The organism is Streptomyces sp. WAC03905 (assembly GCF_057371075.1).
Genome location: NZ_JBXYDZ010000003.1, coordinates 2,886,754 through 2,900,756, shown reverse-complemented (window position 1 = coordinate 2,900,756; position 14,003 = coordinate 2,886,754). Strand labels below are relative to the sequence as shown.

At 73.8% G+C, this 14,003-nt stretch carries 11 protein-coding genes and 1 pseudogene; 9 read left to right on the top strand and 3 right to left on the bottom strand.

The window, feature by feature from the left end:
• The first annotated feature begins 112 nt into the window (after nucleotides 1–112).
• From AC2RP6_RS15340 to nudC, 3 genes and pseudogenes are all read left to right on the top strand, one after another.
• Nucleotides 113–3,791 (top strand): annotated as a pseudogene (locus AC2RP6_RS15340) (ATP-dependent DNA helicase).
• A 9-nt stretch (nucleotides 3,792–3,800) separates the two neighbouring features.
• A complete protein-coding gene (locus AC2RP6_RS15335) occupies nucleotides 3,801–5,234 on the top strand; it encodes a dipeptidase (protein WP_486446713.1) in 1,434 nt (477 codons plus the stop codon).
• Between the two features lie 52 nt (nucleotides 5,235–5,286).
• The gene (nudC, locus tag AC2RP6_RS15330; protein WP_486446712.1) at nucleotides 5,287–6,228 is read left to right on the top strand and encodes an NAD(+) diphosphatase; all 942 of its coding nucleotides are present in this window, start codon (nucleotides 5,287–5,289) and stop codon (nucleotides 6,226–6,228) included.
• A 72-nt stretch (nucleotides 6,229–6,300) separates the two neighbouring features.
• On the opposite strand, the gene AC2RP6_RS15325 is transcribed toward nudC, so the two are convergent.
• The gene (locus AC2RP6_RS15325; protein WP_030029876.1) at nucleotides 6,301–6,561 is read right to left on the bottom strand and encodes a mycoredoxin; all 261 of its coding nucleotides are present in this window, start codon (nucleotides 6,559–6,561) and stop codon (nucleotides 6,301–6,303) included.
• Between the two features lie 171 nt (nucleotides 6,562–6,732).
• On the opposite strand from AC2RP6_RS15325, the gene AC2RP6_RS15320 reads away from it, so the two are divergent.
• The 5 genes from AC2RP6_RS15320 to AC2RP6_RS15300 all read left to right on the top strand — a co-directional run bounded on the left by AC2RP6_RS15320 (nucleotide 6,733) and on the right by AC2RP6_RS15300 (nucleotide 10,580).
• Nucleotides 6,733–8,895, top strand: a complete 2,163-nt coding sequence (locus AC2RP6_RS15320) for an ATP-dependent DNA helicase UvrD2 (RefSeq protein ID WP_486446711.1) — start codon at nucleotides 6,733–6,735, stop codon at nucleotides 8,893–8,895.
• Nucleotides 8,896–9,062: 167 nt separating this feature from the next.
• Nucleotides 9,063–9,392: a hypothetical protein gene (locus AC2RP6_RS15315; RefSeq protein ID WP_486446710.1), complete on the top strand. Its 330-nt coding sequence runs from the start codon at nucleotides 9,063–9,065 to the stop codon at nucleotides 9,390–9,392.
• Between the two features lie 182 nt (nucleotides 9,393–9,574).
• A complete protein-coding gene (locus tag AC2RP6_RS15310; protein ID WP_486446709.1) occupies nucleotides 9,575–9,946 on the top strand; it encodes a WhiB family transcriptional regulator in 372 nt (123 codons plus the stop codon).
• The gene (locus tag AC2RP6_RS15305; RefSeq protein WP_486446708.1) at nucleotides 9,943–10,272 is read left to right on the top strand and encodes a hypothetical protein; all 330 of its coding nucleotides are present in this window, start codon (nucleotides 9,943–9,945) and stop codon (nucleotides 10,270–10,272) included. The genes AC2RP6_RS15310 and AC2RP6_RS15305 overlap by 4 nt, the downstream gene beginning before the upstream one ends.
• A 98-nt stretch (nucleotides 10,273–10,370) precedes the next feature.
• On the top strand, nucleotides 10,371–10,580 hold the full coding sequence (locus tag AC2RP6_RS15300) for a hypothetical protein (RefSeq protein WP_486446707.1): 210 nt from the start codon (nucleotides 10,371–10,373) through the stop codon (nucleotides 10,578–10,580).
• Between the two features lie 44 nt (nucleotides 10,581–10,624).
• Here AC2RP6_RS15300 and AC2RP6_RS15295 read toward each other — a convergent pair whose 3' ends face one another.
• Together AC2RP6_RS15295 and AC2RP6_RS15290 are read right to left on the bottom strand one after the other, a co-directional pair.
• Nucleotides 10,625–11,953 (bottom strand): ABC1 kinase family protein, encoded by a 1,329-nt coding sequence (locus AC2RP6_RS15295; protein WP_486446706.1) that lies wholly within the window; start codon nucleotides 11,951–11,953, stop codon nucleotides 10,625–10,627.
• A gap of 73 nt (nucleotides 11,954–12,026) precedes the next feature.
• Nucleotides 12,027–13,181 carry a TOMM precursor leader peptide-binding protein gene (locus AC2RP6_RS15290; protein ID WP_486446705.1) on the bottom strand — a complete coding sequence of 385 codons (1,155 nt, stop codon included), beginning with the start codon at nucleotides 13,179–13,181 and terminating at the stop codon, nucleotides 12,027–12,029.
• Between the two features lie 222 nt (nucleotides 13,182–13,403).
• Here AC2RP6_RS15290 and AC2RP6_RS15285 point away from each other — a divergent pair, with 222 nt between their 5' ends.
• Nucleotides 13,404–13,943, top strand: coding sequence for a M48 metallopeptidase family protein (locus AC2RP6_RS15285; RefSeq protein ID WP_486446704.1), 540 nt, complete (start codon nucleotides 13,404–13,406; stop codon nucleotides 13,941–13,943).
• Nucleotides 13,944–14,003 lie beyond the last annotated feature (60 nt).

Sequence of the window (14,003 nt, the reverse complement as noted above, 5' to 3'; positions counted from 1 at the left end):
CGGGGCTGTCGGTGGGGGCGGCTAGCCTTTTCACGTGTCCGCGCGTGCGTCCGTACTGACCGATCCCGAGCAGCTCAAGGAGCTCCTCGGGATCCCGTTCACGCCCGAACAGATGGCCTGCGTCACCGCCCCGCCCGCCCCGCAGGTGGTCGTCGCGGGCGCCGGGTCCGGCAAGACCACCGTCATGGCCGCCCGCGTCGTCTGGCTCGTCGGCACCGGCACGGTCGCGCCCGAGCAGGTCCTCGGTCTCACCTTCACCAACAAGGCCGCCGGTGAACTGTCCGAGCGCGTACGCACCGCCCTGGCCCGGGCCGGCATCACCGACCCCGATCCCTCCCCGGCCGACGCCGCCGCGGCCGGCGGTGAGCCGCGCATCTCCACGTACCACGCCTTCGCCGGCCAGCTCCTCAAGGACCACGGCCTGCGCATCGGGCTGGAGCCCGGCTCCCGCCTCCTCGCCGACGCCACCCGCTTCCAGCTCGCCGCGAAGGTGCTGCGCGACGCCCCCGGCCCGTACCCCTCGCTCACCAAGTCCGTCCCCGACCTGGTCGGCGACCTCCTCGCGCTCGACGCGGAACTGTCCGAGCACCTGGTCGACCCCCAGAGCCTGCGCCTCCACGACACCGCGCTGCTGGACGAGCTCGCCGGGGTCCGGCTCACCAACGAGGACCTGCGCAAGGTGCCCGAGGCCGTGCGCGGCCGCCTGGAGCTGCTGGAGCTCGTCGGCCGCTACCGCGCCGCCAAACGCTCCCGCGACCTCTTCGACTTCAGCGACCAGATAGCCCTCTCCGCGCAGCTCGCCACCACCCGGCCCGAGGTGGGCGCGCTGCTGCGCGAGGAATTCCGGGTCGTCCTGCTCGACGAGTACCAGGACACCTCCGTCGCGCAGCGGCTGCTGCTGTCCGGCCTGTTCGGCGCGGGCACCGGCCACGCCGTCACCGCCGTCGGCGACCCCTGCCAGGCGATCTACGGCTGGCGCGGGGCCTCCGTGGCCAACCTCGACGACTTCCCCGAGCACTTCCCGCACGCCGACGGCACCCCCGCCACCCGGCTCTCCCTCAGCGAGAACCGGCGCAGCGGCGGTCGCCTCCTGGACCTGGCCAACGGCCTCGCCGCACCGCTGCGCGCGATGCACGAGGGCGTGGAGGCGCTGCGTCCGGCGCCGGGTGCCGAGGGGGCCGGGCAGGTCCGCTGCGCCCTGCTGGAGACGCACGCCGAAGAGCTGGACTGGGTCGCCGACTCCGTCGCCCACCTGGTGCGCACGGGCACGGAGCCGCGCGAGATCGCCGTCCTGTGCCGCTCCGCCGGGGACTTCGCGCAGATCCAGGCCGTGCTGGTGGACCGCGACGTCCCCGTCGAGGTCGTCGGCCTGTCCGGGCTGCTGCACCTGCCCGAGGTCGCCGACCTCGTCGCCGTCTGCGAGGTCCTGCAGGACCCGGGCGCCAACGCCGCCCTGGTCCGGCTCCTGATCGGCCCGCGCTGGCGGATCGGCGCGCGCGACCTGGCCCTCCTGGGCCGTCGGGCGCGGCTCCTGGTGGGCCGCGCCCCGGCCGGGGCGGACCCCGACGAACGGCTCGCGGCGGCCGTGGAGGGCGTGGACCCGGCCGAGGTCGTGTCCCTCGCCGACGCCCTGGAGACCTTCCTCGACGGCGCCGGCCAGACCCCCGACGACCTGCCCTTCTCCGCCGAGGCCCGGATCCGCTTCGCGCACCTCGCGCAGGAGCTCCGCGACCTGCGCCGGTCCCTCGCCGACCCGCTGATGGACGTCCTGCACCGGGTGCTGGCCGCCACCGGCCTCGAAGTGGAACTGTCCGCGTCCCCGCACGCGCTGGCGGCCCGCCGCCGCGAGACCCTCTCGAACTTCATGGACGTCGCCGCCGGGTTCGCCGCGCTCGACGGGGAGGCCACGCTCCTGGCCTTCCTGGCGTTCCTGCGCACGGCCGCCCAGTACGAGAAGGGCCTGGACCACGCGCTGCCGGGCGGCGAGAACACCGTCAAGGTCCTCACCGCCCACAAGTCCAAGGGCCTGGAGTGGGACGTCGTGGTGGTCCCGGACCTGTGCGCGGGGTCGTTCCCGAAGGAGAAGGCACCGGAGGCGTGGACCTCGTACGCCAAGGTCCTGCCGTACGCGCTGCGCGGCGACGCCCCCACCCTCCCCGCGGACCCGGCCTGGACCTCGGCCGGGCTGAAGTCCTTCAAGGCCGCCCTCAAGCACCACAAGTCGGTGGAGGAGCTGCGCCTGGGCTACGTGACCTTCACCCGCCCGCGGTCGCTGCTGCTGGCCTCGGGCCACTGGTGGGGCCCGACCCAGAAGCGGCGCCGCGGCCCGTCGGAGTTCCTCACCGCCCTCTACGAGCACTGCGCGGCCGGTTTCGGCGAGATCGAGGCCTGGGCGGACGAGCCCGGCCCGGCCGACGAGAACCCTGCCCTCGCGGGCGGATCCGCGGCCGACCGCTCCTGGCCGCTCCCGCTCGACCCGCACTCCCTCGCCCTGCGCCGCGCGGCGGCCGCCCTGGTGGAGTCCTACCTGGCGACCCCGCCGCCGCCGGACCAGGAAGAGGCCTACCTGTGGCCCCCGGACTGCGAGGACCCTGCCTACGACACCGAGCCCTGGCCCCCGGAGGACCAGGGGGACGCCCCGTGGCCCTCCGGCCCCGCCGACGGCGACCGGGCCGCCCGCCCGGGCCCCCGTGCCGGCGGCCGCCTCGCCGTACCCCCGCCCCGGGGGTCCCGGCCCGCCGAGCCCCCGCCCGCCGCCCCGCCGACGCCGGACGACGCACCCGGGAGCGAGGACCCGTGGGCCGACGAGGCCTGGGCGGCCGACCCGTCGGCGGAGCCGCGCCCCGGCGTGCGCCCTCCGTACTCCGCCGCCGACCCGCTGGGTGACCCGTACGCCGCGCCGCAGGACCCGTGGGCCGACGAGGCCTGGGCGGCCGACCCGTCGGCGGAGCCGCGCCCCGGCGTGCGCCCGCCCGCCGCCGGGGTCGGTCCGGCGGCGCCGCGCTCCGGTGGGGACGACCGTGCCGGAGGCGGGCCGCTCACGCCCGAGGAGGCGCGGGCGATCGCGTCCTGGGACCGGGACCTCGACGCGCTGGAGGGCGAGCTCCGCCGTGCCCGCGCGGCCGTCCGCGACGTGGAGCTGCCCGGCGCCCTGTCCGCGAGCCAGCTGCTCCGGCTCGCCGCCGACGAGCAGGGCTTCGCACGCGACCTCGCCCGCCCCATGCCCAAGCCCCCGCAGCCCGCCGCCCGCCAGGGCACCCGCTTCCACGCCTGGGTCGAGTCCCGCTTCGAAGAGCTTCCCGCTGCCCTTCCTCGACGTCCTGGACCCCGTCGCCGACCTCCCCGGCGCCGCCGCCGGCGACGGCCTTGGCCCGGACATCGCCGACGAGGCCGACCTCGACGCCCTCAAGGCCGCCTTCGAGCGCAGCCCGTACGCGGACCGCCCGCCCCACCGCATGGAGGCACCGGTCCAGCTCACCCTCGCCGGCCGGGTCGTCCGAGGCCGCATCGACGCCGTCTACAAGACCACCGACGCCGACGGCGCCGACGCCTACGAGATCGTCGACTGGAAGACCGGCCGGACCACCGAGGCCGATCCGCTCCAGCTCGCCGTCTACCGCCTGGCCTGGGCCGAAGCCACGAACACCCCGCTCGACCGGGTCGGCGCCGCCTTCCTGCACGTCCGCAGCGGCCGTGTGATCCGCCCCCGCAACCTCCCCGGCAGGGCCCGTCTTGAGCGGATCCTCCAAGGCGAATCGGGCCCCGCCGGTGACCACCGGACGGACGGCTAGGCTCGGGGCATGAGCGACACCCAGCCGGACAGCGTCGTCCGCACGTACATCGACACCCACCGCGCCGCGTTCCTCGACGACCTGGCCGACTGGCTGCGCATCCCCTCCGTCTCGGCCCAGCCCGAGCACGCGGACGACGTGCGCCGCAGCGCCGAATGGCTCGCGGCGAAGCTCAAGGAGACCGGCTTCCCGGTCGCCGAGGTCTGGCAGACCGACGGCGCCCCCGCCGTGTACGCCCACTGGCCGAGCGAGGACCCGGACGCCCCGACCGTCCTCGTGTACGGCCACCACGACGTGCAGCCCGCCGCACTCGCCGACGGCTGGGACACCGACCCCTTCGAGCCGGTGGTCCGGGACGGCCGGATGTACGCGCGCGGCGCCGCCGACGACAAGGGCCAGGTGTTCTTCCACACCCTGGGCGTACGGGCGCACCTGGCGGCCACGGGCGCCCCTGCTCCCGCCGTGCACCTCAAGCTCCTCATCGAGGGCGAGGAGGAGTCCGGCTCGCCGAACTTCCGCGGGCTCGTCGAGGCACGCGCCGGCGAACTCGCCGCCGACGTCGTGATCGTCTCCGACACCGGCATGTGGTCCGAGACCACCCCGACCGTCTGCACCGGCATGCGCGGCGTCGCGGACTGCGAGATCGACCTGTACGGCCCCGACCAGGACATCCACTCCGGCGCCTTCGGCGGGGCCGTGCCCAACCCGGCCACCGCCGTCGCCCGCCTGGTCGCCGCCCTCCACGACGAGGACGGACGCGTCACCGTCCCCGGCTTCTACGACGGCATCGCCGAGCTCACCGACGCCGAGCGCGCCCTCATCGCCGAGCTGCCCTTCGACGAGGCCGAGTGGCTGCGCACGGCCAAGTCCCACGCGACCGCCGGCGAAGCCGGGTACAGCACCCTGGAGCGCGTCTGGGCCCGCCCGACCGCCGAGGTCAACGGCATCGGCGGCGGCTACCAGGGCCCCGGCGGGAAGACCGTCGTGCCGTCCTCCGCCCACCTGAAGCTGTCGTTCCGGCTGGTGTCCGGGCAGGACCCGTACGAGGTCGAGGCGGCCGTCAGGGACTGGGTCGCGGCCCGCGTCCCCGACGGCATCCGCCACGCCATCACCTTCGGTGCGCCGACCCGCCCGTGCCTGACCCCGCTGGACCACCCGGCCCTGCAGTCCGTCGTCCGGTCCATGGGCCGCGCCTTCGGCCAGAAGATCCGCTTCACCCGCGAGGGCGGCTCCGGACCCGCCGCCGACCTCCAGGACGTGCTGGCCGCGCCCGTGCTCTTCCTCGGCATCTCGGTGCCCTCCGACGGATGGCACGCGCCGAACGAGAAGGTCGAGCTGGACCTGCTGCTCAAGGGCGTGGAGACGGCCGCCTACCTGTGGGGGGACCTGGCCACCGGACTGCGCGCCGGCGGCGCCGGCCGCACGCCCCGCACACCCGCCTGACCCGGCGCACCCACCTGTCGTACCGAGCCTGCCTGTCCCACCACCGGGGGAGTTGGAAGTACCAGTGAGCACCCATACCGAGCGTCCTCTCTCGCTCACCGCGCCCAGCGGCATCGACCGCAGCGCGCACCACCGCCTCGACGAGGCCTGGCTCGCCGCCGCCTGGAGCCACCCGACGACCCGCGTCTTCGTCGTCTCCGGCGGCCAGGTCCTCATCGACGACACCCCCGACGGCGGCACCGGCATCGTGATGACCCCGGCCTTCGAGGCCCCGGTCACCCAGACCCACCGCTACTTCCTGGGCACGGACGAGGACGGCGTACGGTACTTCGCGCTGCAGAAGGACGCCCTGCCCGGCCGCATGGACCAGTCGGCCCGCCCGGCCGGCCTGCGCGAGGCGGGGCTGCTGCTGAACGACCGGGACGCCGGACTGATGGTCAACGCCGTGGCGCTGGAGAACTGGCAGCGGATGCACCGCTTCTGCTCCCGCTGCGGAGAGCGCACAGTGGTCGCGGCGGCCGGGCACATCCGGCGCTGCCCGGGCTGCGGCGCCGAGCACTACCCCCGCACCGACCCGGCCGTGATCATGCTCGTCACCGACGAGCACGACCGCGCGCTGCTGGGCCGCCAGGTGCACTGGCCGGAGGGCCGCTTCTCGACGCTGGCCGGGTTCGTGGAGCCGGGGGAGTCGATCGAGCAGTCCGTGGTGCGCGAGGTGTGGGAGGAGGCGGGCGTCAGGGTCGGTGAGGTCGAGTACGTGGCCAGCCAGCCGTGGCCCTTCCCGTACAGCCTGATGCTGGGCTTCAACGCCCGCGCCACCAGCTCCGAGATCACCGTGGACGGCGAGGAGATCCAGGAGGCCCGCTGGTTCTCCCGCGACGAGCTGCGCGCGGCGTTCGAGTCGGGCGCGGTGCTGCCCCCGTCCGGCATCTCCATCGCCGCTCGGCTGGTCGAGCTCTGGTACGGCGAGCCGCTGCCGAAGGCCGCGGCGTGACGTTCGTCACCCCGTGACCGCGGAAGGCCCCCGCCCGGGTGGGCGGGGGCCTTCCGCGGACGCGGGAGCCGCTCAGACGGCGAGGGCCTGCTTGACCTGGGCCAGGCTCGGGTTCGTCATGACGGACTCGTTGCCGGCGGCAGACTTCACGAGCACGGTGGGCACCGTCTGGTTCCCGCCGTTGGCCTTCTCGACGAACGCAGCGGACGCCGGGTCGAGCTCGATGTTGATCTCGTTGTACGCGATGCCTTCCCGGTCCAGCTGGGTCTTCAGCCGACGGCAGTAGCCGCACCAGGTCGTGCTGTACATCGTGACGGTGCCCGTGTCCTGCATGGCTGCGCTCTCCTTCGTGAAGGCTCGGTGGTCCGAGTACACGAACGTACGCGACCCCGGGGCCATTCCCGTCCGTGCCCATCCGCGTCGCCGGTGTGACTGATATGACGTATCCGTGCCGCCTGTGGACGGATTTCCCGCCCGGCTCACGAGACCTGGCAGCATGGCGGAGTGACAGCAGCAACGCACTCCTCATCCTTCACCGCCGCGGCGGACTCGGCCGACGCGGTGCTCCTGGGCCTCGACCCGGAGCAGCGCGAGGTCGCGACCAGCCTGCGCGGACCGGTGTGCGTGCTGGCCGGAGCCGGTACCGGCAAGACCCGCGCGATCACCCACCGGATCGCCTACGGCGTCCGGTCGGGCCAGCTCATGCCCGCCAGCGTGCTCGCCGTCACCTTCACCAACCGGGCCGCCGGCGAGATGCGCGGCCGACTGCGCGCGCTCGGCGCGGGCGGGGTCCAGGCCCGGACCTTCCACTCCGCAGCCCTGCGCCAGCTCCAGTACTTCTGGCCCAGGGCCGTCGGCGGGGAGGTGCCCCGGCTGCTGGAGCGCAAGATCCAGTTCGTGGCCGAGGCCGGAGCCCGCTGCCGCATCCGCCTCGACCGCGGCGAGCTGCGCGACGTCACGGGCGAGATCGAGTGGGCCAAGGTCACGCAGACGGTGCCCGCCGACTATCCCGCGGCCGCCCTCAAGGCGGGCCGCGAGGCCCCCCGGGACATGGCCGAAATCGCCCAGATCTACGGGGCGTACGAACAGCTCAAGCGCGACCGCGGCATGATCGACTTCGAGGACGTGCTGCTCCTGACCGTCGGCATCCTCCAGGACCGCCACGACATCGCCGAGCAGATCCGCGCCCAGTACCAGCACTTCGTCGTCGACGAGTACCAGGACGTCAGCCCGCTCCAGCAGCGGCTGCTCGACCTGTGGCTCGGCGAGCGCGACAGCCTCTGCGTCGTCGGCGACGCCAGCCAGACCATCTACTCCTTCACCGGCGCCACCCCCGACCACCTGCTGAACTTCCGCACGCGCCACCCGCAGGCCACCGTGGTCAAGCTGGTCCGCGACTACCGCTCCACCCCCCAGGTGGTGCACCTCGCCAACGGACTCCTCAGCCAGGCCCGGGGGCGGGCGGCCGAACACCGCCTGGAGCTGGTCTCCCAGCGCGAGGCGGGCCCGGACCCGGTCTACGCCGAGTACGCCGACGAGCCGGCCGAGGCCGAGGGCGTCGCCCGCCGGATCCGCGACCTGATCGCCGCGGGCGTCCCCGCGGGCGAGATCGCCGTGCTCTTCCGCATCAACGCCCAGTCCGAGGTCTACGAGCAGGCCCTCGCCGACGCCGGAGTTCCGTACCAGCTGCGCGGCGCCGAGCGCTTCTTCGAGCGGCAGGAGGTCCAGAAGGCCATCCTCGCCCTGCGCGGAGCGGCCCGCTCCGGCGGGAACGACCCGCTGCTGGAGGACGTCGTCGACCTGGGGTCCCAGGTCCGGGCGGTGCTCAGCTCCACCGGCTGGACCACCGCGCCGCCCGCCGGCTCCGGCGCCGTGCGCGACCAGTGGGAGTCGGTGGCCGCGCTGGTCCGGCTCGCCGAGGACTTCGCCCGCGCCCGGCCCGGGGCCACCCTGGCGGACCTCACGGTCGAACTGGACGAGCGCAGGGCCGCCCAGCACGCCCCGACCGTCCAGGGCGTCACCCTGGCCTCGCTGCACGCGGCGAAGGGCCTGGAGTGGGACGCCGTGTTCCTCGTCGGCCTCACCGACGGCATGCTGCCCATCACCTATGCCAAGACCGACGACCAGGTCGAGGAGGAGCGCCGGCTCCTCTACGTCGGCGTCACCCGGGCGCGGCTGCACCTGACCCTCTCCTGGGCGCTCTCCCGCGCTCCCGGGGGACGGGCCTCCCGACGCCCCAGCCGCTTCCTGAACGGCCTGCGGCCGGGCTCCGCAGCCCCGGGAAGCCGGGACGCCGCGGGGGAGCGGGCGCCGCGGCCGCGCAGCCGGCGGGGACCGGCACTGTGCCGGGTCTGCGGCAGGACGCTGACCGAGGCCGGCGAGCTGAAGCTGATGCGCTGCGAGGACTGCCCGTCCGACATGGACGAGGGCCTCTACGAGCGGCTGCGGGACTGGCGGGCCGCCCAGTCGAAGGAGCAGGGCCTGCCCGCCTACTGCGTCTTCACGGACAAGACGCTCATGGCGATCGCGGAGGCCGCTCCGTCCGAGGCCGGCGAACTCGCGATGATCTCCGGAGTGGGCGGTCGCAAGCTCGACCGGTACGGAGCCGACGTCCTGGCCATCTGTGCAGGTCAGGAGCCCGGGGGTGCGGATCCTGACGACGCGTAGAAACTCGTCGGAAAAATAGTTTGCACATGCCCAGCGAAGACCCATAGGTTCTTAGCAACGGAAACGGTGGCTTCTCCGAAGCCCTCGATCCGTGCTGTACTTATCCGAATACGCATGGGACAGGCCCCCGGGCCGAGTCCCCGAGACGCCGAGAGGAGGCGAGACCAGTGACCAGCTTCATGACCTTCACCACGATGACCGATCGCTCGGTCGATGCCTCCTGCCTGCTCGGCTCCGTCTCTGCTCTGGGTACCGGTGCGTCCGCGTTCTCGATTTCCGCTGACCGCCCCGCCCTGCTCGCGACCCTTGCGGTCAGCGAGCGCAATGAGCGACCGACCCAGGCACCGGTGGCAGTACTGGCAGCAGAAGCAAAGGCGCATGGCGCCTATGGATTCGCCGCCGCGGCCGGTGCCGGATCCCTGAAGAAGCAGACGAAGCAGCAGCACCACCTGATGTGGGCCTTCCGTGGGCTCGAACCCTGGAGTGATCCAGCCTGATCGCATGATCAGGCCGGCGCCTTCAGGGCCGCGGAACCCCACCCGGGATCCGCGGCCCTTCTGTTTGTCCCCGACCGGGGGCGACGACAGAGAAGGGGCCTCGGGACTGGAAAACCAGGTACCAGCCGAACCCGGCCGACCGGCCGGAACGACTAGCCGAACAAGACGAGGAAGAAAACACCGTGCAACTCGAAGCGCACGCCCCGTCCGTACCTCAGACCCGACCGATCTCCCCGCCCGCAGTCCCGGAGGACCCCACCTTGACCCCGCTCACCGCGCTGACCGCGCTCGACGACGCCATCGAGAACCTCGGCGTCCCGGTTCCCTGCCGTACCTTCGACCCCGAGGTCTTCTTCGCCGAGTCCCCGGCCGACGTCGAGTACGCCAAGTCCCTGTGCCGCACCTGCCCGCTGGTCGAGGCCTGCCTCGCCGGCGCGGTCGAGCGCCGCGAGCCCTGGGGTGTCTGGGGTGGCGAGCTCTTCGTCCAGGGTGTCGTCGTAGCCCGGAAGCGCCCCCGTGGCCGTCCGCGCAAGAACCCGGTTGTCTCGGCATGACCGCCACCGGAACCATCGACCGCCCCCTGACGCACGACCCCCTGAAGCAGGCCCTCATGACCGCCCACACCACGAGCGAGCAGCCCCACGGCGCCGCCCACGCAGACTTCATCACCACCGGCGCGATCACCTCGCGTCAGAACAGGACCCGCGAAATGCAACTCATCCCAGAAGCCCTGGCTCGTGCCCATATGGACGAGCGCATGCGTGAGGTGGACGCCGAGCGTCACGCCGTGCGCCTGGTCGCCGCCCGCCGCATGCAGCGGCGAGCCGAGCGCGTCTCCATGCGCGCCCGGCGTGCGCTGGCCATGGCCGTCATGCAGTAAGAGCTGAAGACAGCATCCCCGGGGGACCGGTCCGAACGGACCGGTCCCCCGGTGCGTTGCGCAGGCCCCTCCACCCCTGCCGGAGGTATCGTCGGCAGGTGGACCAGCCGACTCCCCACCCCGACCCGTCGGGATCCGAGGCCCAGCCCGTCGTCGTCTGCGCGCGCTGCGGCACACGGTCGCCCGGCGGAGCCCCGCCCACCTGGACCTGTTCGGTGGAGAACGGGACCAGAGAGTACTTCTGCGTCGAATGCGCCCGCGCGAACCTCCGGGCGATCGAGGGCAGGCTCGACTCCTCCTGGTGGTGACCCGCCGGGTGCAGGGCCCCGGCAGCCTCACCCGCCCCGGAACATCACTCGGCCGGGGCGAACCCGGGCAGCCAGGTGTCCAGTTCGTCGCGCAGCCGCACCGTCGCGCCCAGCTGGCACAGCACCCCGATGGTGCTCAACGTCACCCGGTGGATCAGCAGGTACGAGGGCGGCAGGTTGATCTGCCGGCCCAACTGGTGGGCGGGGGAGCGGGGATCCGCGATCCGGGCCGCCTGACCGCGCAGCCACGGCCGGGTGAAGGTGAACTCCTCCGCCTCCGCGGGCTCGATGATCGGCTTCAGATAGTCCAGCACGGCGTCCGGGTCCAGTTCGACGGACTCCTTCACGAACCCCTCGGCGCGCAGGTGACCGTAGACCCCCTCGGCATCGCCGTCCAGCGTCATCCGCAGGGACCTGCCGATGGGCTTGGGCCAGCCGCCGGGCAGCCGGTCGACCGTGCCGAAGTCCAGCACGCCCAGCCGCATCCGGCCGTCCGCCCCCGGTATCAGGCGGAAGTTGCCCGGGTGCGGGTCGGCGTGCAGCAGACCGGTGCGGGCGGGGCCGGAGAAGAGGAACCGGGCCAACAGCTGCCCGGCGCGGTCGCGCTCCTCCTGGGTACCGTCGGCGATCACCTCCGACAGCGGGGTCCCTTCCAGCCACTCGGTCACGAGCACCTGGTCGCCCTGGTGCACCACGTCCGGGACGATCACGTCCGGATCGTCCACGAAGGCGTCCGCGTGGGTCCGCTGGGCCTCGGCCTCCAGCTCGTAGTCGAGCTCCTCCGACACCCGGTCGCGCAACTCCTTGATCAGCGGCTTCATTTCCATGCCGGGGACCAGCGGACCGAGCAGACCCGCGAACCGGCCCAGCTGCTTGAGGTCCGACAGCAGCGCCTCACCGGCCCCCGGGTACTGGACCTTGACCGCCACCTGCCGGCCGTCGTGCCACACCGCCCGGTGCACCTGCCCGATCGAGGCCGCCGCGGCCGGCTTGTCCTCGAACTCCTCGAACAGCTCCCGCCAGTCCTCCCCGAGACGCTCCGTCAGCACCTGGTGCACGGTCGCCGTGGGCAGCGGCGGGGCCGCCTCCTGCAGCTTGGTCAGCGCCGCCCGGTAGGGCCCGGCGACCTCCTCCGGCAGCGCCGACTCGAAGACCGACAGGGCCTGCCCGAACTTCATGGCACCACCCTTCAGTTCTCCCAGGGTGCGGAACAACTGCTCGGCGGTGCGCTGCTGGAGCTCGCGGGCCACGATCTCCGCGGACTTGCCCCCGATCCGCTTGCCCAGCCCCCACGTGACCCGACCCGCGATGCCGAGCGGCAGCGCGGCCAGCTTGACGGTACGGGTGACCGCCTTCCGGGGAAGATCAGACATGCGCCCCTCCAAATCCCAGACAGCTGCGCCGCGAGCGGCGGTTCGGCGAAACCCTCGGTCCCGAAGCATCCTGTCACGGCCCTCCCGGCGGGCTCCCTCCCGATCCTCCTGCGGACGCCAGCCCCACCGGCCGGCGCCCCTCCGCGGAATCCGGGGCCGCCCCGCAGGGGCAGTCGGCGTGGGGACGGACCGGAGCGGACTCCCAGTGCAGGGTCGGCAGGGCCGCCTCCCACCGGGACCCGGTGGAGGCGGGCAGCTGCCCGTCGAGGAAGGCGAGCGCGTGGGCCGCCGCCAGCCCGGCCACCGCCGTGGACAGTCCCAGGTCGCAGGCGGCACTCCCGCGGCGGCGGTGGGACGAGCGCCACTGCACGAGCATCCTCGGCCAGGCCGGGTCCCGGTCCACCCGCTCCCGCTCCATGCACCCGGCGCACGCGGTCGTGCCCGGCAGCACCAGCGGCCCCACCACGCCCGTGCCCTCCAGCACCCCCGCGTACAGGTGCGGGATGCCCGAGGCGACCCAGTCGGCCGCGGTGTCGGGATCAGGAGCCCAGGCGTGCAGGCCGTCCCGGGGCGCGACCACCACCAGGGCCAGCCCCGGCTCCGGTCCCTCCCCCTCCCCGGCCCGCGGGCCGGGCCCCGGGGCCGCCGAGCGCACCGTGGCTCCCGCGGCCCCGGCCCGCATCCGGCCCACGCTCGCGGCGTCCAGCCCGCCCGGCGCCACGTCCGCCGGCTCCACCCGGCCCCCGTCGAGCACCTCGACCCGCCCCACGCCCGCTCCCGCCAGGACCGCCGCGATCACCGCGCCCACCCGGCCGGTCCCGCGCACCCGGACCCGTACCGTCCGCCGCGCGGCGATCCCCCGCAGGTCCCCGCCGGGCTCCCGGTGGACCAGCGAGAGCGAGCCCAGGTCCGGCCCCAGCCGCTCCAGGACCTCCGGATGCCGGCGCAGCGCCTGCGCCCTCGGGCCGCCGGCCGAGGCGTCGTCGAGCAGGCCGGCCCCCGCCAGCCGTCTCACCAGGGCGTCGGCCAGGCCGTCCGGCAATCCCATCCGCTTCGCCTCCGCCCGTAGCAGTTCCATCCCGCGCGTCCCGTCGATCCGGTCGATCAGCGCTCCCGTCGCCGTGTCCACGGGCCCGAGCACCACCGCATGCGCCGGCGTCACCCCGAACTGCACCGTCTGCAGATCCCGCCACGCCCGTGCCAGCGCCGGCTTCACCCTTGGAAACATGTCCGAACCCCTCCCTGTCCGTGCGGACGTCCACCGCCGCATTTCCCGCTCCCGGCAACAGTGCCCCTCCGCCGAAATCCGTGCGGGAATTTATCCACAGGTGCGAGGTATCAGGCATATGAGATGAAGAGGAATGCGGCGTCGGAAACCGGCGCCGAACCACCCGTGTTCCAAGCCCGGACGAGCGGGACGTCCGCCGCCGACACCGGGTAACGTCGTGGCGTGTCCGCCGGCCCACCGCAGCGCGCCGTCGAAGTCCGCCGGAGCGCGCGCCGCCGCAGGACCGTATCCGCCTATCGCGAGGGTGACCGTACGGTCGTCCTCATCCCTGCCCGGATGTCGGAAGCCGAGGAGCAGCGCTGGGTGGGCGTCATGCTCGAAAAGCTGGCCGCCCAGGAGAGCAAGCGCACCCTCGGGGACGCGGAACTCACCGAACGCGCCGAGCGCCTGTCCGAGCAGTACTTCGACGGCCGCGCCCGCCCCCGCTCGGTCCGCTGGGTGACCAACCAGAACACCCGCTGGGGCTCCTGCACCCCGGCCGAGGGCAGCATCCGCCTCTCCCACCGCCTCCAGGGCATGCCCGAGTACGTCGTCGACTACGTGCTCCTGCACGAGCTGGCCCACCTCCTCGTCCCCGGCCACGGACCCCGCTTCTGGGAACTGCTGGAGGCGTACCCGCGCACCGAGCGGGCCCGCGGCTACCTGGAGGGCGTGGTCGCGGCCGAGCGCCTCCCGCAGGTCCCCACCGCCCGCGAGGAATGACCCCCGGGCCGCAGCGGCGGCCGGACCGGGCCCCGGACCACCCCCCCCCCCGCGTCACAC